This window comes from Helicobacter cetorum MIT 00-7128 (genome assembly GCF_000259255.1).
In the GTDB taxonomy this organism is placed as follows: domain Bacteria; phylum Campylobacterota; class Campylobacteria; order Campylobacterales; family Helicobacteraceae; genus Helicobacter; species Helicobacter cetorum_B.
In genome coordinates, this window is the sequence record NC_017737.1 from 769038 (window position 1) to 788544 (window position 19507).

At 35.1% G+C, this 19507-nt stretch carries 16 protein-coding genes, 1 tRNA gene and 1 pseudogene; 5 read left to right on the top strand and 13 right to left on the bottom strand.

The annotated features are described in order from the left end of the window. Positions 1-46: 46 nt before the first annotated feature. The 13 genes from HCW_RS03715 to HCW_RS03775 all read right to left on the bottom strand — a co-directional run bounded on the left by HCW_RS03715 (position 47) and on the right by HCW_RS03775 (position 14055). Positions 47-1495 carry an amino acid permease gene (locus tag HCW_RS03715; protein WP_014660885.1) on the bottom strand — a complete coding sequence of 483 codons (1449 nt, stop codon included), beginning with the start codon at positions 1493-1495 and terminating at the stop codon, positions 47-49. Between the two features lie 103 nt (positions 1496-1598). Continuing rightward, complete coding sequence (gene pgsA, locus HCW_RS03720) at positions 1599-2138, bottom strand: CDP-diacylglycerol--glycerol-3-phosphate 3-phosphatidyltransferase (RefSeq protein ID WP_014660886.1); 540 nt, start codon at positions 2136-2138, stop codon at positions 1599-1601. Further along, positions 2135-2755 carry a hypothetical protein gene (locus HCW_RS03725; protein WP_014660887.1) on the bottom strand — a complete coding sequence of 207 codons (621 nt, stop codon included), beginning with the start codon at positions 2753-2755 and terminating at the stop codon, positions 2135-2137. Before HCW_RS03725 ends, pgsA begins: the two co-directional genes overlap by 4 nt. Positions 2756-2764: 9 nt before the next feature. After that, positions 2765-3568, bottom strand: a complete 804-nt coding sequence (locus tag HCW_RS03730) for an enoyl-ACP reductase (RefSeq protein ID WP_014660888.1) — start codon at positions 3566-3568, stop codon at positions 2765-2767. Beyond that, entirely contained in the window at positions 3565-4467 is a 903-nt protein-coding gene (dapA, locus tag HCW_RS03735) for a 4-hydroxy-tetrahydrodipicolinate synthase (RefSeq protein WP_014660889.1), read from the bottom strand. Before dapA ends, HCW_RS03730 begins: the two co-directional genes overlap by 4 nt. A gap of 11 nt (positions 4468-4478) precedes the next feature. Continuing rightward, complete coding sequence (locus HCW_RS03740) at positions 4479-5825, bottom strand: M16 family metallopeptidase (RefSeq protein WP_014660890.1); 1347 nt, start codon at positions 5823-5825, stop codon at positions 4479-4481. Further along, positions 5822-6877: a quinone-dependent dihydroorotate dehydrogenase gene (locus HCW_RS03745; RefSeq protein ID WP_014660891.1), complete on the bottom strand. Its 1056-nt coding sequence runs from the start codon at positions 6875-6877 to the stop codon at positions 5822-5824. The genes HCW_RS03740 and HCW_RS03745 overlap by 4 nt, the downstream gene beginning before the upstream one ends. Before the next feature lie 62 nt (positions 6878-6939). Beyond that, on the bottom strand, positions 6940-8973 hold the full coding sequence (gene ppk1 / locus HCW_RS03750) for a polyphosphate kinase 1 (protein WP_014660892.1): 2034 nt from the start codon (positions 8971-8973) through the stop codon (positions 6940-6942). 98 nt (positions 8974-9071) lie between these two features. Next, positions 9072-9149 (bottom strand) — tRNA-Pro (locus tag HCW_RS03755). A gap of 37 nt (positions 9150-9186) precedes the next feature. Next, positions 9187-11091 (bottom strand): motility associated factor glycosyltransferase family protein, encoded by a 1905-nt coding sequence (locus HCW_RS03760; protein WP_014660893.1) that lies wholly within the window; start codon positions 11089-11091, stop codon positions 9187-9189. Between the two features lie 36 nt (positions 11092-11127). After that, positions 11128-12138 carry a pseudaminic acid synthase gene (gene pseI, locus HCW_RS03765; protein WP_014660894.1) on the bottom strand — a complete coding sequence of 337 codons (1011 nt, stop codon included), beginning with the start codon at positions 12136-12138 and terminating at the stop codon, positions 11128-11130. Positions 12139-12142: 4 nt separating this feature from the next. Continuing rightward, a complete protein-coding gene (locus HCW_RS03770) occupies positions 12143-12784 on the bottom strand; it encodes an ABC transporter ATP-binding protein (protein ID WP_014660895.1) in 642 nt (213 codons plus the stop codon). Continuing rightward, positions 12781-14055, bottom strand: a complete 1275-nt coding sequence (locus HCW_RS03775; protein WP_014660896.1) for an apolipoprotein N-acyltransferase — start codon at positions 14053-14055, stop codon at positions 12781-12783. Before HCW_RS03775 ends, HCW_RS03770 begins: the two co-directional genes overlap by 4 nt. Positions 14056-14317: 262 nt before the next feature. Between HCW_RS03775 and HCW_RS03780 the strand changes: the two are divergent. From HCW_RS03780 to HCW_RS03800, 5 genes and pseudogenes are all read left to right on the top strand, one after another. Further along, positions 14318-14939 (top strand): annotated as a pseudogene (locus tag HCW_RS03780) (CvpA family protein); the annotation flags it as partial. A gap of 149 nt (positions 14940-15088) precedes the next feature. After that, positions 15089-16594, top strand: a complete 1506-nt coding sequence (lysS, locus tag HCW_RS03785) for a lysine--tRNA ligase (RefSeq protein WP_014660898.1) — start codon at positions 15089-15091, stop codon at positions 16592-16594. Further along, the gene (locus tag HCW_RS03790) at positions 16594-17844 is read left to right on the top strand and encodes a serine hydroxymethyltransferase (RefSeq protein ID WP_014660899.1); all 1251 of its coding nucleotides are present in this window, start codon (positions 16594-16596) and stop codon (positions 17842-17844) included. Before lysS ends, HCW_RS03790 begins: the two co-directional genes overlap by 1 nt. A 22-nt stretch (positions 17845-17866) precedes the next feature. Continuing rightward, positions 17867-18409 (top strand): DUF1882 domain-containing protein, encoded by a 543-nt coding sequence (locus HCW_RS03795; protein WP_014660900.1) that lies wholly within the window; start codon positions 17867-17869, stop codon positions 18407-18409. Between the two features lie 27 nt (positions 18410-18436). Then, a complete protein-coding gene (locus HCW_RS03800) occupies positions 18437-19324 on the top strand; it encodes an SPOR domain-containing protein (RefSeq protein ID WP_014660901.1) in 888 nt (295 codons plus the stop codon). The last annotated feature ends 183 nt before the right edge of the window (positions 19325-19507 follow it).

A 19507-nucleotide genomic window follows, 5' to 3' on the forward strand; every position in this document is an offset into this window, starting at 1 on the left:
TTTCCTTTGGTTCTAATACTAGATTTCAAAATTAAAATCAAAGAGATTATATCAAATCTCTTTGATTTTTCTTGTTTTGCTTGGTTTTTTGTGTGAAATGGTAGCCAATATAACAAATTACAGCAAAAATAAGGGTTAAAATCATTCCAATGCGTTGTTCTTTATCCATAGCTGAACCAATCACTCCAATAATACAACCTGTAATCCCAACAAATTGTAAAAAGGGTAAAAAGGGTGCTTTATAAGGTAAGTCATCTAAGGAATGCCCTGCTTTTAGATATTGCCTACGGAAAGCATATTGTGAGACAGATACGCTTACCCATACAATAATCACCGTGAAACTAATCACATTGATAAACGCCTCTACAATGCTTTCTTTAGCATAAACTTGAGTTAAAAGCCCTATGAGCGAAAAGAAAATAGAAAAATACATAGCATTTATAGGCGTGCCTTGTTTATTGAGCTTAGAAAAGAGCTTAAAAAACATATCTTGTTGTGAAAGTCCATAAATCATTCTGCTTGCTCCATAGAGTCCAGAATTTGCAGTAGAAAACATCGCTGTAATAATAACCGCATTCATAATATCAGCTACATAAGGAATGCCAATCCCTACAAAAGGCAAGTTTATGCGCTCCAAAACGCTTACAAAAGGGCTTTGTGTGATGGTTGAATCATTCATAGGCAAAAAGACTGAAATCACAAACACTGAGCCTAAAAAGAAAAAGACAATACGCCATAAGGTTGCTTTAATCGCTTTTGGCATAACTTCACTAGCGTTTTTGGTCTCTCCTACAGCAACACCTATGACTTCTGTGCCTGTAAAAGCAAAGATAACAGCAAGCATAGCACTAAATACGGCCGTGCTTCCATTAGGGAAAAATCCCTTATCCCCAAAATAAAAATTATTAAAAATAGAGCTAAAACCATTTAAATAAATTTGATAGATAATTCCAATCACACCAATACTAATAAAAGCCACAACAGCAATAACTTTAATAAGACTAAAAACAAATTCGCCTTCAGCAAAAATTTTAACTGAAAAGAAATTTAATAAAAACACTAAAAGAATGCAAATGATAACCCAATAATGAATAGGAATAGTAGGAAACCAGCGTTGCATAAGCATGCCTATTGCGATATACTCTAGCGCAACCGTAATGACCCAACCAAGCCAATACATCCAAAAGACCATATAGCCTGTGCTTGGACCTATAAATTTTGCTGCATAGTCGCCAAAACTTCCTGTGGTAGGATAAAAGCTTGCTAACTCGCCTAAAGAAAGCATGATGCAATAAACCACAAGCCCCCCAAAGCAATAGGCAATCAAAGTCCCTAAAGGACCTGCACTAGCAATATTGCCCCCTGTGCCTACAAAAAGCCCTGTGCCAATTGCTCCTCCAAAAGCAATCATTAAGAGATGGCGCATTTTCATGTCTCTTTTTAGTTTGCCTTGATTTTGTGTAGTAGACTGAGCTATGACTTCTTCTTTTTCCATGCGACACCTCCTAAATAAAAAATAAAAAAGAGATTATAACAAAATCCTAAACTATAACTAAAATGAGTGAAAAAATTAAGAAAAATTAAAGCAAGCTAAGATATTAGCTTTTATAATACTTGATAGCGTAGTCTAAGCCTGAATATAGAGTTGCAAAAACAGCAACAGCAACCAAGATATGCGCATAAGTAAAATTAGCCAGTAGGGAGGCAATAGCTAGAACTTGAAATACGGTTTTATACTTGCCTAATTTGCTTACAGGAATATCCTTTTTTTCATTAGCAGCTAAGACTCTAAGCCCAGAGATGAAAAACTCTCTTCCTAAAATAACAAAAGGAATCCATGCATCCACTTTTCCTAAATGCACCAATCCTAAAAAGGCAGAAAGAATGAGCATTTTATCTGCTAAGGGGTCAAAGACTTCCCCAAAGCGTGATTTTGCCTTATAACTTCTAGCAATATAACCATCTAATAAGTCCGTAAGGGAGGCGATTAAAAAAACAAATGTAGCGAGCGTGTCGGTTTCTTTAGGGCTTAGACTGCTAAAATAGGTATGTGTATTTAAGAGCAAAAATAAGAGAAAGAGTGCTAAGAATATGCGTGAAATAGTTAAAAAATTAGGTAAAAGTTTTAAGAGTCTCATTTTAAGCAAACTTGTGAAAAATGCAAAAACGCACGCCCTAATAAAATTAGAGCTACGCTAATTAAAAGCATTGCAACCATTAAAAAAGCTATGCTAAGAGTTTGTCCCATAAGAACACCTATTAGAGCTAAGAACATAGCAAAGAGGAATAATCTAAAGCCTACAAAAAAATATCTTTCTTTAGTGCAAAGGCTAAGTTCTCTATAGAGTTTATATAAATAGAAAATAGAAAAAGCATTCCCCATTAAAGAAAGCGTATTTTTCTGATTAGGGAGCAAGTAGCCTAGTAAAGAACAAAGCGTTAAAGCTACAAAGCTAAAGGTAAAATATTCAAATAATTGCAAATTGCGACTAAGCTTGGAAAGCTGGTAAAAACCAATTGCCCCCGCTACAAACCCTAAGATACACAATAAAAAAGCCAACAAGAAAAAATAAATAGATGGATGTTGGCTGATAAATAGGGGAGTAATTTGTGAAGTCTTTAACCCACTTAGTGTGATAAACAAAATGCAAGCGATAATAGCACTTAAGGGTGCAAAAAAATAGTAAAGCAAGCATTTCTTGATGAATTGCAACTCTTTACTTTTTTGCAAATGAATGATATTTGTATGATTCAAGAGAAGTCTTTATTTAAAAGTAGTTCCACCATCTACAACAATGGTTTGTCCTGTAAGCCAAGCGCTCTGTTTTTCATCGCATAAGAAATACGCTGCTCCAGCTAAATCTTCAGGATTGCCCATGCGTTTTAAAGGAGATTGCTCTTCTACTTTTTCTTTAATTTCTGCATAATCAGGGAATGCCTTTAAGGCATCAGTATCAATGGGTCCTCCACTAACAGCATTCACTCTAATATTAAATTCACCTAAATCAGTAGCTGCGTATTTAATCATCGTTTCTACAGCATTTTTGGAATTGCCATGCCCAGCATAATTGGGCATATAAACAAGATTGCCTGTAGAGCTTAAGCTTACAATCGCTCCGCCACCAATTTTTTGCATGCGTTTTGCAGCCTCTTGAGCCCCCACAACAAAAGCCAACACCGTTGCAGTATAGATATTATTCAATCCCTTAGGCTTTAAGCGCATAAAAGGAGCAAAGCCCCCTACAACCGAGCGTCCATAAATAATGGCATTGGATATAAAAAAGTCTACTCTATCAAAATCCACATCAATTTGTTTGAAAAGCTCCGTGTATTGCTCAGGCTCTAATACATTAAGAGGGTAAGCCTTTGCTTTAATAGAGTATTTTTGCTCTACTTCTTCTATGATTTTATTAGCCTCTTCAACATTCTTATTGTAAGTAAAAGCAACATTCACGCCATTTTGGGCAAAACGATATAAAATAGCCTTACCAATACCTCTTGTAGCACCACTAATAACAAGTGTTCTGCCTTTCATATGGTTAGTTTGGTTGTTTGGGGTGTGATTCATAAGCTGACCTCATATTGTTGTAAAGTTTTTTCTAAGATTTGCAAACTCTCTTTGCTTGGAGAGACTAAAGGGAGTCTATAGCTAGGAGTTTTAATGAGTCCTGCTAAATACATAGCAGATTTAATGGGAATGGGATTGGTTTCTATAAAAAGCGCTTGGTGTAAATCAAAAAGCTTGTTTTGAATTTCTAAAGCCTCTTGGTATTGCTTGTTTAGGGCATAAGATACCATTTTTGAGATTAAGTCTGGCATTAGATTTCCGGTTACTGAAATTACACCGCTACCACCTGAAAATATAATGGAATGATTGAGCAAATCTTCACCACTAAAAATTTGAAAATCCTTTTCATAGTGGTAGATTTCTACTATTCTTTTTAATGAACCAGATGCCTCTTTAATAGCTTTGATGTTAGGAACTTCTCTATAGAGTTTTAGGGCAGTTGCTACTTCAATGGATACGCCCGTGCGACTTGGCACATCATAGAGCATAATAGGAATTTCAATAGATTGTGCGATAGCTTTATAATGCTCAAATAGTCCTTTTTGGGTGGGGCGATTATAATAAGGGCTTACGCATAAAATCGCATCTGCGCCTATTTTTTGAGCAAACTTTGCTAAGGTTAGAGATTCGCTAGTGGCATTACTGCCTACTCCAGCTAAGACTTTCATGCGTGAGTTTGTGGGCGTGGGGTTATTTTTACAAGTTTCTACAGCAATCTCAATACAACGCATATGTTCTTTATGGCTTAGGGTAGCGGATTCTCCGGTTGTGCCTACAGGAACGCATGCATCCATGCCATACTTTATTTGGCGTTTAATGAGCGCCTCATAGGCTACTTCATCAACACTTAAATCTTCTTTAAAAGGGGTAATGAGTGCACTAGATGAACTAAACTGCATAAAAACTCTCTTTAGGGCTTTAAAAACACAGTCGTTGATTGGCTGTCTTTAAAGTATTCGTTAGCTACACGCACCAAATCACTGATTTTTAATTCTGCAAATTGTTGCTGATAGTTGGTAAGACCTTGAATATCATTTTGCACCAAGTAATCCGCAAAAAGTCCTGCCACATCGCTAGAATTTTCTAGGTTAGAAATGAAATCAGCTTTTTGATTAATCTTTAGCTTGTCTAATTCTTCTTGAGTGATTTGCCCCTTCTTAAGCTTTTCTAAAAGCGCTACAATTTCTTGTTTAAGCGTTTCAGCTTTAATATTGGGATTACCTCCAGCAATAAATAAAAACACACTTTCATCTTGTAGTTGCATATTATTAGAAAAAGCTTGTGAGGCTAGGCGTTTTTTATCCACGAGTTCTTTTTGCAACCAGGAGCTATTGCCCCCGCTTAAAAGAATGCTTATGGCATCTAAAGCCACTTGGTCTTTGTGCTTGAAATTAGGGACTTTATAGCCAAGGGCTATCCATTCTAATTGCACGCCATCTTTATGCACGACAGCCATTCTTGCACCATCTTGCTTAGGCTCTTTTGTATGAGGGGTTGGAATGGCTTTGTTATCAAGATTTTTTAAAGACTCAAAATGTTTTTTGGTGAGTTCAAAGACTTTTTTAGAGTCTATATCGCCCACTACTAACACAATAGCATTTTTAGGCTGATAGTAGAGCGAATGGAAGTGCTTAATATCTTCTAAAGTCCAATTTTGAATATCTTCCATAAAGCCAATGGGTGTCCAATGATAAGAATGATAAATATAAGCAGTATTAAAGAAACGAAAGTAAAGCATACCAATAGGGGAATTATCAGTGCGCCATAATCTTTCTTCGGCGACCACTTGGCGTTCGGGCAAAAACTCATCTTCTTTTAAGTTCAAAGAACCCATAGTTTCAGCAAATAGTTCTAAGGATTTGTCTAGGTTTTCTTGGCTTGTTTTGATAAAATAGCGTGTTACATCAAAGCTTGTAGAGGCGTTGCTGACACCGCCAAAGCGCTTGACAATCTTATCAAACTCACCGGCTTTAAGATTTTTGGTGCTTTTAAAATTCAAATGCTCTAACATGTGAGCGATACCGCTCTTGCCCATAATTTCATTTCTAGAGCCTACCTTATAAAGCACATCAACTTCTATCACACCACTTTTATTGGTTAAGGGCACGCTTACAACTTGTAACCCATTTTTTAGGGTAATGCTCTCATGTTTGGGTAAATAAGATTTTGCGTGCATACTTGCTCCTAACGCTATAAACAAGACAGAACAAAGCCCCAAAAATTTCTTATAAGAACCCAAAAAACTAAAATCATTCATCGCAAATTTGCTCCTATAGCCTCTTTGACGCTAGAAAATCCATCTTTTTGAAGTAATTTTACCAAATCTTTAAGGATATTTTGGCATAAATTTGGCCCTTGATAAATAAAAGCACTATAAATTTGCAATAAACTCGCCCCCATTTTTATTCTTTCATATGCCTCTTTAGCGTCGCTAATCCCTCCTACAGAAATTAAAATGCTCTCTTTAAAAAAGGCTTTAGCTAATTCATTAAAGATTTCACGACTTTTTTTAGTCAAGCATTTTCCGCTTAATCCTCCCACTTCTTTTGGGGCAACTACAAGGCTTTTATCAATCGTGGTGTTAGTAGCAATAATCCCACTTGCTCCTGCTTTAATAGCACTATTTACAATTTCTAACATATTATCTATTTCTAAATCTGGGGCGATTTTTAAAAATAAGGGCTTATGAGTCATTTCTTTAGCCATGCTAAAAAGTTCGCTTACAAACGCTTTGTTTTGCAAATCTCTTAAATTAGGGGTATTTGGTGAAGAAAGATTAAAAGTATAATAATCGCCAATTTTAAGACATTTGTTTAAAACTGCCTTATAATCTTCTAGGGCATTAGCTTGTTCTATATGCTTATTTTTACCCAAATTGATGCCAATAGGCACTCTGTAAGGGGCAAAGCGATTAAAGGCTCTTGCACCCAAAATGGCTCCATAATTATTAAAACCCATCGCATTTTGTAAAGATTCTTCTTCAATATGCCTAAAAAGTCTAGGTTTTTCATTTCCGCTTTGAGCCTCATTAGTTAAAGTGCCTGCCTCTATGTAGCCAAAGCCAAAAGCCTCTAGGGCTTTAAGGAGTTGCACATTCTTATCAAATCCTGCGGCTAATCCTATGGGGTTAGGAAAGTTTAAGCCTAAAATTTCATTGTTTAATATAGGATTGACATAGCCAAACTTAGCATAAGTTAAGGCACGCCAAAAGGGCATTCTAGAAAGCACTCTTAAAGTGCTACAAGCCCTTTCATGTGCTGTTTCTGCATCTAAAGTGAAAAAATATTTCTTCAGTAGGGAATAGAGCATAATAAAAAAATCCTTTTTATTGTCTGAATTTATTTTCTAATTTTATTACAAAACCCTCTAAATTATAAAGTTTTAAGAGGGTGATTTTCAAAATAATCTTGCGAATTTAAAGGGGTGTTTGGGTTTAAGAGCTTTTGATAATTCCCGCTTGAATCCAACTCATAGCGTTTCAAAGTGTCTTGTAGTTGGATTTCTAAAATGCGTAATAATTTATCAGCAATTGCTTGACTTGTAGCTGGAATGAGTAATTCCACACGCCTTTCTAAATTTCTTGGCATTAAGTCCGCACTAGAAAAGTAAATATTAGGTTGCGCATGTTTGAAGTAATAAATTCTAGCATGCTCTAAATATTTACCTACGATTGAATACACTCTAATGTTTTCGCTTAGTCCTTTTATTTGAGGCTTTAAACAACAAATCCCTCTAATGATTAAATCAATTTTAACTCCTTTTTGAGACGCTTTATAAAGCCATTCAATAATCTCGCTATCCACTAGGGCGTTAGCTTTTAAGATGATATGCCCTTCTTTTATGTGAGTGATTTCATCTTGAATGAGTGCAATAATCTTATTTTTAATCTGTTTGGGTGCCATGCTTAGAGTATCTAAAACGCTTTCTGTGGCACTGCTAGTTGAAAGTGAGTGAAAGAGTTTGATAATATCATTAGCGATTTCATTTTTAGCACTAAAAAAACTCACATCGGTATAAATTCTTGCGCTCAAAGGGTTGTAATTGCCCGTGCTTAAATGGGTGAAATGGCATAATTGTCCATCAATTTGTTTGGTAATAACAAGCATTTTAGCATGCACTTTAAGTTTTGGAATGCCATAAATAACTAATGCCCCCGCCTTTTCTAAAGCCTTTGCCCAATGCAAATTACTTTCTTCATCAAAGCGAGCTTTTAATTCTACTAAAACGCTTACTTGAATCTTGCTTGCCGCCTCAATTAAGGCTTTGACAATGGGTGAATGCTTGCCTACACGATAAAGAGTCATTTTAATAGAAAGAGTTGTTGGGTCATTAGTGGCTTGTTCTATCAAATCAATTATGGGTTCAAAACTCTCATAGGGGTGAAAAAGTAATAAATCTTCTTGCTCTATAGCATTAAATAAATCTTCCTCATTGAGTGGGGGTAAGATTTTTGGGATAAAATCGGGTGCTTTTAAGGTTTTAAAATTGGTATGCCCCACTAATTCCCATAAGTCTCCTAAGCCTAGCATAACAGCGCTTTCATATACATGCATTCCAGAGAGTTTGAGCTTGTCATGAAAGTGGGTTTGAAAACTCCTTAAAGATGCTAGTAGGGTATTTAAAAGTTCTTCATTGCCTCGTTGGGTTTGTAAGCGCACGATTTCGCCTTGATTGCGTTTCCTTAAGCTTTCACTCATAAGTTCTGCATAATCATGCGCCTCATCTTCTACAATTTCAATATCTGCATCACAAGTTACTCTAAAAGCCATGCACTCTAAAACTTCATGCCCTAAAAACAAATCTTGTAAGTGCGCCTCTATAATCTCTTCGGCTAATACAAAAAGACCTTTTTCTAATTCAATAAAACGAGTCGTAAAAGTTGGTAATTTAATGAGTGCATAAGAGATATTGTGAGTCTTTTTTTCTTTGATTTTAGCAAAAAGAGCAAAAGTTAGATTGCCTAGAGGGGGGAAATTGTGTGCTGAATCAATTTTAATAGGCAACACCAATGGGTATAATTGCTTTAAAAAATAATCCTTAGCTTTAGTTTTTTGCGTAAGGCTAAGTTTATTATAAGCAACTATGCAAAGCCCTTTTTTAGATAGCAAGGCTTGAATTTTTTGAAATTCTAATTCCATTTCTTCAATTTCAAGCGCTAGGTAGCGTTCTATTTTTTCTAATTGCTCTTCAGGGGTCGTGCCATCAGTGCCCTTAGAAGAAATTTTATGCTCATAGAGTTGCTTAAGTCCAGCCACCCTTATCATATAAAATTCATCTAAATTGGTGCCATAAATGGCTAAAAATTTTAGTCGTTCTAGTAGGGGTAAGCTTTCATCTTTGGCTTCATTTAAAACTCTTGTATTAAAGGCTAACCATGAAAGCTCTCGGTTAAAAAAATGATTCAACGAAAAATCCTTTAAGATAATAATGTTTAAGAATAAAAGTTTTACTTGGTGTGATTATATAATGAAAAGTTAATAATTTAACGATGTTTTTAAAAGCATGGTCGGAGTAGCGGGATTCAAACCCACGACCTCACCCACCCCAAGGGTGCGCGCTAATCAGGCTGCGCCATACTCCGAAACAAAAGACCGATATTATAGCGTAAGTTTGCTTAGTTATTGCTTATTTAAGTAACTTTGTAGCAATAAACAAGTTTTTTTAAGGAATTGTTTTAGGGTATTTTGAGAGTGTTGGACAAATTTAATAAGCTCATTTTCTTCAACATATAATGAAACGATTAAGATACTTTGTAAGATATGAGCGATACTCCCTTCAAATAAAATGCCTAGTGCTGGGTTTTTAGCACTTGTTGTTTGACAAAAATCATTTAAAAAATCCACCCATTCAAACATTTCTTTTTTAGTTTTACATGGCGTATCTAGGTGTATAGAAAAATCGTTTTTAAAATCAAAAAGTTTTTTTTGCCAAGTTTTTAAATCGTTAAAGGGATTATTTGGGTGGCTAAAGGCATTTTTAATGTGAGTGATAGCTTGTTTTTTGCCAAAACTTTTAGGTTTAAAATCATTGTATTTTAAACTTTGAGCGTTTTTGATTTTAGCCCCATAGCTTAAATTATAGACTTTTTTAGGCTTATAATAATTAAGGGCTTCTTCAATCCTTTCTTTAGAGAGTAAAAAGAGTGCATCACTAAAAGTTTGATAATCTTTGAAATTACTTTCTATGCTCATTAAATGCGTCGTAGTGATTTCTTTTTCATTTTCGTAATAGGAATTTTTAGCGTGTTTTTTAAATCCTTTAATATAGGCACAATCTAAAGCACACAAATAGATTTCATCACTTAGTAAAGAAGCTAGAGCTACTCCAGCATTACCCACAAAGGGTGCGCTGAACTCTATATTTAAGGGGCTTACATATGCACATGCACTCCCCCCACGCATAAACAAAAACGCTTCTTTAGCCAAATTAAAGGCTTTAGGATTGAGCATGTTAGCTCCGATTAAGGGGGTGTCTTTTAGGGGGGCTTGTTTTAAAACTTCTTTGAGATAATCTATGCGTTCTACTTCTATTTGAAAATCCACTTTTATGCCATGCTTTTTTAAGGGTTTTAAAGCGGTTCCGCATGAAAAAATGATGAAATTTTGTTCATTTTCTTTTAAAAAGTCTAAGAGTAAATCTAGGCTTGGCCCATTACCTACCACACAAATTGGGGCTTTAATCTTTTTAGGTTTAGTCTTTAGAGTTTTGTATAGGGGTAGGTTTTTAAGCGTGTGATTAAATCCTAGCATTTCATCTTCAAAACTTCCCCACCCCCTTAAGGCTTGCTTGTAATAACTTTGAATACTTTCTTGCATATGAGTGTTAAAAGCACTTTTATAGGGCATGATTTCTAGTTTCAAAAAAGAATGCGTAATAGGGCGTTTCAAAAAGTCTATTTTTAATTCATTAGGATTAAAAAATCCTTGGATAAAGAGTTTAGCCCCATGCTCAATCAACTTTTTATAACACACAAAATAGCAACTGATTTTAAACAAATCTAAATTTTCTTCAAATAAATAAAGCGAATGAAACATATAGCCCTTAGCTTGTAAAATCGCCAAAAACAAACCATCTAACAAACCATAAATCATCATAGGGGGTAAGAATTTTTGTCCTAAAGAGCCGTGTTTATGAGCATGATTTGTTTGTAAGAAGCTTAAGATTTTATGCGTAGCTTTAAGAGTTAGTGGAAGCTTATTGTTATTTTGATTTTGCAAGTAATTTAAAGAAAGGTTGTTATTATCTAATGAATATCTAGGATTATTTAAGGGGCTATGAGCCATATTAAAAGCGATTTCTATCATTTGGTTTTTAGGGTAGCTTAAAGCATTAGTAGGCGTGTGTAAAAGATTAAAGCTATTATTTTCAAATAACAATTGATAGTTTTTAAAAGGCGTGTTTAGGGCGTTAAAAAGATTAGGGTTATAGGATTTAAAAAAGAGTAAATTGTCTGTAAAACGCTTGGAAATTTCTTTTTCCAAAAACGCTGTATCAAAAGATTTTAAGGCTTGTAAAAAATCCACTTTAGTCCTTTTTGCCTCTCTTAGTCTTTTAAAGTTTCATTGCTCTATATCACTAGCTTGTAAGGGAGTGTTAGCTTTTAAAAATTTTGTTGCTTTTTTGCCTAAAATTTCTTTGTAAAATTTGGGGTGTAGGCCAAGATTTGGGCGTAAGGCTTTGATGTTTTCGCTAGTAAAAGCTTCGCCTTTTTGAATATCTTTAATCACAAATAAAGAGCGAGCAAAGATTCTTCGTTTCTCTAAAGTCTCCTTATCAATTTCTAACTCTTCTTTTCCTAGGGCTAAGACGCTTTGTTTGATTTCTTTAACCATGTTTTTAAATTCGTTAAAATCCATGCTAAAGGCACTATCTGGAGTTTGTATAGATTTGTTTAAAATGAAATGCTTTTCTATCATACTCGCACCTAGAGTGGTGGCTAGAATAGGACAAAGTGAGCCGATAGTATGGTCGCTCAAACCAAATTTTACGCCAAATTTTTCGCCTAATTTAACCATGCTTAAAAGATGAGCGTCTTCTAGTTTGCTAGGATAAGCACTCACGCATTTTAAAAGCGTGATGTCAAAATGATTGACTTCTCTACACAAAGTAATGGCGTCTTGTAATTCAGTAAGTGTAGCGATGCCACTAGAAAGAATAATGGGTTTTTGTGTGCGTGCGACTTTTTCAATCAATTCTAAATCGGCAATTTCAAAACTAGCGATTTTATACATAGCACAATCTAAGCTCTCTAAAAGTTCTAAGGCTTTTAAACTAAAAGGTGAGCTAAAAATTCCTAAATCAAGCTTTCTAGCCAACTCAAACAATTCAGCATGCCACTCTAGGGGCGTAGAAGCCTTTTGATACAATTCATACAAGCTTTCTTTATTCCATAAAGTGCCTTGAATGATGAAGGGGTTTTCCTTTAAGGTCATACAATCTGGCGTGTAGGTTTGGAGCTTGACAAAATCTGCACCACTTTCTTTAATGGCACAAATACTTTCTTTAGCAAGATTTAAATCTTGGTTATGATTAGCACTCAACTCAGCAACAATTTTAGGATACTTTAACATTTTCTTATTTTTCCTTAATCAGAACTTCTTTTTCTAAGCGATAGACTTGCGAGCAAGTGAAAGCCAAATTTTCATCATGCGTGGCTAAAACTAACGCCCCTTCTTCTTCTACAATGTAGTTTTGTAGAATGCTAATAACTTGATTAGCGGTAGTGGTATCCAAATTTCCAGTGGGTTCATCAGCGATAATGATTTTTGGTTTTTTAGAGAGCATTCTAGCAATGCTTAGGCGTTGTTGCTGTCCGCCACTTAATTCACCCACGCCTTGTTTGAGAGTGTGGGCTATGCCTAATTTTTCTAAAAGAGTGTGATTAATACTTTGTTTAGACATAATTGAAGCGACTTGTAAATTTTCTAGAGCATTAAACCCTTTAAAAAGATAATGGGCTTGAAACACGATGCCTATTTTGTAGCGTCTTAATTCTAAAAGTTTTTTTGAATTTAAGGCATAAATATCTTCATATTCTAATAAACTAATTATCCCGCTATTTGGTTTTAGCATGGTGGCTAGATGATTTAAAAGAGTGCTTTTGCCACTCCCACTTATGCCTAAAATCGCTAGGCTTTCTTTAGGTTTAATGTGTAAATCCACGCCACTATAAAGGGGTTTTTCAAAGGCGTGAGAGATGTTAGTTGCTCTAATCATAAAGTTTTCCTAAAAAGAATATCGCCTAATAAACTTGGGCTTAGAATGTAAGAAGCTGAAAAATTCGCACTATGTAAAATAATCTTGTGATAACGCCTTGCATAGTGTTTTAAAATCATTCTTTGTAAGGTTGGTTCAATGCTTGGGCTAAACCACGCATTATTGCTCATAATGATAAAAACTTTTGAAGGGCTGTTTAAATAAGCGAGTTTGGAAGTGCCTTCATAGCAAATTAAGGGGCGAAAAGTTAGATTATCTAGCTTAAAATCACTAAAATTTTGACCAGAGCGATACAAATAAGCACTCTCGCCAAAAAAGAGTTTTTCAAGTGGTTTTTTAAGAAATTCTGGCAAGGGAATGCTCTCGCCAAAGGGGGCTAGAATGACCTTGTCAGTAATTTGAACGCTTCTTTTAGAAAATAAAAACGCACTATTATAGAGATTATAACCTTGCGTGCGTAATGTGCCTGTTAAAATAGCAATATTATCGCTCAAATTTTCTAACTCAGCTTTAAAAGCGGAGTTTTCTAGAGTAGTGGGGTAGGCGGTTTCTGGGAATACGATGAGGCTTTTTTTGTGGTTAATAGCAAGCTTTATTTCTTTTAGCATGTTATTTTCAATATCTTTAAGGTAGTTTGAATCAAATTTCAAATTTTGGGGTGTTTTTGTAGAGACCAATTGAATATTATTGGTATTTTCTAAATCACTTATTTTTAAAAAGTTGAAATCAAGAGCAATTATCAAGCATAATATTCCTAAGATTTTGTAGGTTTTAGGTTTTAAGGTGCTAAAGAAAATGCAAGCTATGAATACAAGCCCTAAAGATAATTTGTCATTTTTAAACACACTATAAGCAAAAAAGCTATCTGACACTAACCAATCAAAATTAAACAGGTGGATAAAACTCATACTTAAAAAACTCAAAAGTCTGAAGTAAGGGTTTTCAAAATAGAGCAAAAAATAAAACAACACTCCATAGACTAACGCTACAAGAATGATAACTAATGGTAGTAAAAAGGGAAATTCTGAGTAACGAAAACTTAAGGCACTCCAATAAAAGAGTAATGCCCCTACAAAAAGCCCAAAGAAAAAGGCGTGTTTTTTAGGTGTTTTTAAAAATGCTAACACACTTAATGGGGCTAGTAGGCTATTAAGTGTGATAGAAATATAGGGGTTTAGATTCAATAAATCTAAAAGAGCGTTAGCATACACACTCAAAACAAATAAACATGCTAGTAAAAAAGTGTTTGCATGAAGTAGAATGAAACGCATGGGTTAAATTTTGAAACCTTGAAATTGTTTTGTAAGGTATTATAGCTATAAATTTTATTTTAGAGTGCTTTTTAAACTTGCTTTCTTTAAGATTTTAGAGCTTACAAAGCGCTTGATTAAGGGTAGTTTTTCTTAAGTTGTGTTATTATTCTTAGATTTTAAGCTTTGAAAGAGTGTTAATTTATCAAATTTTGTTAGCTTATTGAATCAAAAAAGTAGGCGTAAGAACGCTATTTTGCAAAAGAAAGGTGTGGCTAGAGTTTTGAACTATATTGATTTAGCGCTGATTGTCGTAGTGGTGGCATTTGGGATTCGTGGTTTTTATCATGGGTTTGTGAATGAAGTCGCTGGAATGCTTGGAATTGTTGTGGGGGTGTATGTAGCATCTCGTTATTCAGTAGTTGTAGGGCAGTTATTTTCAGAGCATTTATATAATTTAAGAAATGAAACCATGACCAATCTTATTGGGTTTTTGCTTGTATTGGCATTGATATGGATACTTTTTTTAGCAATAGGTGTGATATTAAGCAAGATTTTAGTTTTTAGCGGACTAGGTATTATGGATAGGGCATTAGGCTTTATTTTTTCATGCTTAAAGACTTTTTTAGTGCTTTCTTTTATCCTTTATGCACTCTCTAAAATGGATTTGATGAAAAATGCTGATATTTATTTGCAAGAGCATAGCGAAGTTTTCCCTACCATGAAGGGTGTGGCTAGTAAGATTATGCATCTTGATGGCGTTAAACATGTGGAGCAAAACCTTAAAGAAAACCTTGAAGAAATGAGTGATGAGGTTAAAAATAAGGGTAAAGAAACTTTGGATAAAACCTTAGATAAAGGGGTTGAAATCTTAAAGCAAAAGGCCAAAGAATTACCTAAACAAAGTTTGCAAAATTTAGAGCCTTCGCAAGAAACTTTAAATAGCATTGCTGATGCACCGGTTTCTAAAGATAAGATGATAGACCCCAATGACACCACCAATAATGCTCCTAACACCTCAAATCAAACTCAAGTTAAACCCTAAAGGTAAATGATGTTTTCTAATCAATACATTCAACAACGCATAAATAAAGCTAATAGCTTAAGAGAAGAAGGGAAAAACCCTTATAAAAACGGCTTGAAGCGAAGCCTTAAAAACAATGCTTTTTTAGAAAAATACGCTTATGTTAAAGATTTAGAAGAGCCTAAAGACAAAGAAAAATGCGAGAGTATTGTAGGTAGAGTCAAACTCTTGCGTTTAATGGGTAAGGCATGTTTTATTAAGATTGAAGATGAAAGCGCGACTTTACAAGCTTATATTTCACAAAATGAATTAAACGATGAGTTTAAGAGCTTGAAAAAGCATTTAGAAGTGGGCGATATTGTGTTTGTAAAGGGTTTTCCTTTTGCTACAAAAACGGGCGAATTAAGCATTCATGCCCTAGAGTTTCACATTTTAAGCAAAGCCATTGTGCCATTACCGGAGAAGTTTCATGGGCTTAGTGATGTAGAGTTGCGTTACCGTCAGCGATACTTGGATTTAATCGTTAATCCTGAAGTTAAAGAGGTGTTTAAAAAGCGTAGTTTGATTGTCTCAAGCGTGCGTAAATTTTTTGAAACAGAAGGTTTTTTAGAAGTAGAAACCCCTATGATGCACCCAATACCCGGCGGAGCGAATGCAAGACCTTTTGTAACTTATCACAACGCTTTAGAAATTGAAAGGTATTTAAGAATTGCTCCAGAATTGTATCTCAAACGCCTTATTGTAGGGGGTTTTGAAGCGGTGTTTGAAATCAATCGTAATTTTAGAAATGAAGGCATGGACCATAGCCATAACCCCGAATTTACGATGATTGAATTTTATTGGGCGTATCACACTTATGAAGACTTAATTGAATTAAGCAAGAGATTGTTTGATTACTTGCTAAAGACCTTAAATTTAACTTCAAAAATTATCTACAACGACATGGAAGTGGATTTTAATCAAACTTGCGTGATTTCTTATTTGGACGCTTTAGAAAAAATTGGAGGCATTAGTAGAGATATTTTAGAAAAAGAAGACAAGCTTTTAGTTTATTTGTTAGAAAAAGGTATTCAAGTAGAGAATCATCTAACTTATGGCAAATTGCTCGCTGAGGCGTTTGATAATTTTGTAGAGCATAAACTCATTAACCCCACTTTTGTAACAGAGTATCCTATTGAGATTAGCCCACTAGCTAGACGCAATGATAATAATCCTAATATTGCTGATAGGTTTGAATTGTTTATCGCTGGGCGAGAGATTGCTAATGGCTTTAGCGAACTTAATGACCCCTTAGACCAATTAGAGCGTTTTAAGGCTCAAGTGGCTGAAAAAGAAAAGGGCGATGAAGAGGCGCAATATATGGACGAAGATTATGTGTGGGCATTAGCGCATGCAATGCCCCCAACTGCAGGACAAGGCATAGGTATTGATAGATTAGTGATGTTATTAACCGGAGCTAAAAGCATTAAAGATGTGATTTTGTTTCCGGCTATGCGTCCTGTTAAAAATGATTTTAATGTTGAGAGTGAAGAATAATGGCATATTTTTTAGAACAAAGCGATAGCGAGATTTTTGAACTTATTGGCGAAGAATTAAAGCGTCAAAACGAACATTTAGAAATGATAGCAAGCGAGAATTATACCTTTCCTAGTGTTATGGAGGCTATGGGAAGTGTTTTAACCAATAAATACGCCGAAGGCTATCCAAACAAGCGCTACTATGGGGGCTGTGAAGTGGTGGATAAAATAGAAAACCTAGCCATAGAAAGGGCTAAAAAGCTTTTTAATTGTGAGTTTGCTAATGTGCAACCCCATTCAGGCTCACAAGCTAATAACGCTGTCTATCACGCCCTTTTAAAACCTTATGACAAGATTTTAGGCATGGATTTAAGCTGTGGGGGGCATTTAACGCATGGTTCTAAAGTGAGCTTAACCGGTAAGCATTATCAAAGCTTTTCTTATGGCGTAGGTTTAGATGGCTATATTGATTATGAAGAAGTGCTTAAAATTGCTAAAAGTGTTAAGCCCCAAATCATTGTGTGTGGGTTTTCAGCCTATCCAAGAGAGATTGATTTTAAAAAATTCAGAGAAATTGCTGATGAAGTAGGGGCGTTATTACTAGGCGATATAGCCCATGTGGCAGGACTTGTAGTGGCTAATGAGCATAACCACCCTTTTCCTTATTGTCATGTGGTTTCAAGCACCACGCATAAGACTTTAAGAGGGCCTAGAGGGGGGCTTATTTTAACTAATGATGAAGAGATAGCTACTAAGATTGATAGAGCGATTTTTCCGGGAACTCAGGGCGGACCTTTAATGCATGTCATTGCTGCAAAAGCGATAGGGTTTAAAGAGAATTTAAAACCAGAATTTAAAGCTTACGCACAATTAGTAAAATCTAACATGCAAGTTTTAGCTCAAGTTTTAAAAGAAAAAAATCATAAGTTAGTGAGTAATGGCACTTCTAATCATTTGCTTTTAATGGATTTTTTAGACAAACCCTATAGCGGAAAAGACGCTGATAATGCCCTAGGAAATGCCGGAATTACTGTGAATAAAAATACAATCCCGGGTGAAACTCGTAGCCCTTTTGTAACTAGTGGCATAAGAATCGGATCAGCTGCATTAAGTGCAAGGGGCATGGGGGCTAAGGAATTTGAAATCATAGGGAATAAAATATCAGATATTTTAAATGATATTGATAATGTTAGTTTGCAATTACATGTAAAAGAAGAATTAAAGGCTTTAAGTGCACAATTTCCTGTGTATAGCCAACCAATTTTTTAATCAGTAAAAGGAAGTAAAAGTAATGACAGAAATGGAACTCAAACTTATCAAAATAGACACGAGCCACTATTTTGAAAAAAAGCCGGGCTTAGGCGAGAAAATAACTCATATTGGACGCTCTTTTTACAATAAGTTTCAAAGAGTTGATGCTATGCTTACAAGCTCTCTCATTCAAAAGCATTTTAGAAAGGAAATTACTATTGCGCATAATTTAATTTTACGCAATAATAAGGTTGAAAATATCGTGTTTGATTATAATGGTCGCAATCCAGAGCGCTTTTATCATAAGGCGCAGTTGTTGCTCCGTGAAGAAGGCTTTATGAATTTTACCGCTTATAACACTAAGACCCCTGGTCATTTGCATTTGTATGTGCATAAGGGGCATACAGAACTTAGCGAGGGTGAAAGATTGGTTAAAACTTTGTCTATGAAATTAGCTCAAGGCATGCCTAATGAGTGGAAAGTTTTTCCTAATAGGGATATACCAAAAGAGTTTAATATTTTAGCATTGCCTTATGAAGTCTTTGCCAAAGAGCGAGGGAGTTCTTGGGCAAAGCATTTATAATTTAACTAAAACTATAGGAGTTTAGCTATGGCAGATAATGAAAAACTGAATGATATGATGTTAGATGAAGAAACAAGTGGTTCTGGTATCAAAAAGGCGCTATTGATTGTAGCGATTGCTATTATTATTCTAGCGGTGCTTTTAATGGTATTTTGGAAAAGCACTAGAGAGACCCCAAAGGATAATTTCTTGCAAACTGATAGCAGTATGCAAAAAATAGGCAATACTAAAGAGGAAAAAAAGGACGATGAATTTGAGAATTTAAATTTGGATTTTCCTAACCAACAACAAGAAGATAAGTTGGATAAGGTTGCTGATGATGTGAAAAAACAAGAGGGTCATACTCCAAATATTTTCCCTACAGAAACAAGTCCTACAAAAATGGAATCTAAGCCCAAAGCCACTGATAAGAAGTTGGAAAAGTTTGGCAAAGAAACTGATGGGCGTAGCGAATTAGACTTTGTGGAACATAATCATGCTATCAATAAGGCCAAAAAGCATGAAAATAAAGATAAAAAGCAAAAAACCCATGCCAAAGAGATCTCTAAAAAAGAAGTGAAAAAAGAGGCTCACTCTAAACATGCTAAGCAAGAAAAGGTTGTTAAAAAAGAAACAAAAAAAGAAGTGAAAAAAGAAAAAGTAGCTCCTAAGCAACCTAAAGAAGAGAATAAAAGGGCTGAGAAACCTAGTAGTGCAAGCGTGGCTAAGGGTTATTATTTACAAGTAGGGGTTTTTGCCAATACGCCCAATAAATACTTCTTGCAAGAGTTTGAGAAACTCCCGCATGCGATTGAGAAATTAGGCACAAATAAGCGTTATCTCATAGGGCCTTATAAGAGTCGTGAGGAGGCTTTAGAGCAAGTGAGCGAGATTACGGAGAAAATCACTAAGCCTGTTATTGTAGAAGTGCGCTAATTTATCTTATTTTTTAGACTAAGGGGATTTTTTCCTTTAGTTTTACTCATCTTTTTTAAAAATCATTTTATAATGCGTGTTATTGCATGTTGTTAAGGTCTTAAACAGAAAGTTTTTATATAAAGTTACATATCTTTAGCTAAGAGAGATAAAAGAATGGCTAATAACGAGAGAGAGAGAGAG

Coding starts and splice junctions, on each gene's coding strand:
- pgsA (WP_014660886.1), bottom strand. CDS start 2,138: ATGAGACTCTTAAAACTTTTACCTAATTTTTTAACTATTTCACGCATA.
- HCW_RS03795 (WP_014660900.1), top strand. CDS start 17,867: ATGACAGAAATGGAACTCAAACTTATCAAAATAGACACGAGCCACTAT.
- HCW_RS03730 (WP_014660888.1), bottom strand. CDS start 3,568: ATGAATCACACCCCAAACAACCAAACTAACCATATGAAAGGCAGAACA.
- HCW_RS03745 (WP_014660891.1), bottom strand. CDS start 6,877: ATGCTCTATTCCCTACTGAAGAAATATTTTTTCACTTTAGATGCAGAA.
- dapA (WP_014660889.1), bottom strand. CDS start 4,467: ATGCAGTTTAGTTCATCTAGTGCACTCATTACCCCTTTTAAAGAAGAT.
- HCW_RS03800 (WP_014660901.1), top strand. CDS start 18,437: ATGGCAGATAATGAAAAACTGAATGATATGATGTTAGATGAAGAAACA.
- HCW_RS03770 (WP_014660895.1), bottom strand. CDS start 12,784: ATGATTAGAGCAACTAACATCTCTCACGCCTTTGAAAAACCCCTTTAT.
- HCW_RS03775 (WP_014660896.1), bottom strand. CDS start 14,055: ATGCGTTTCATTCTACTTCATGCAAACACTTTTTTACTAGCATGTTTA.
- pseI (WP_014660894.1), bottom strand. CDS start 12,138: ATGTTAAAGTATCCTAAAATTGTTGCTGAGTTGAGTGCTAATCATAAC.
- HCW_RS03715 (WP_014660885.1), bottom strand. CDS start 1,495: ATGGAAAAAGAAGAAGTCATAGCTCAGTCTACTACACAAAATCAAGGC.
- HCW_RS03790 (WP_014660899.1), top strand. CDS start 16,594: ATGGCATATTTTTTAGAACAAAGCGATAGCGAGATTTTTGAACTTATT.
- HCW_RS03740 (WP_014660890.1), bottom strand. CDS start 5,825: ATGAATGATTTTAGTTTTTTGGGTTCTTATAAGAAATTTTTGGGGCTT.
- lysS (WP_014660898.1), top strand. CDS start 15,089: ATGTTTTCTAATCAATACATTCAACAACGCATAAATAAAGCTAATAGC.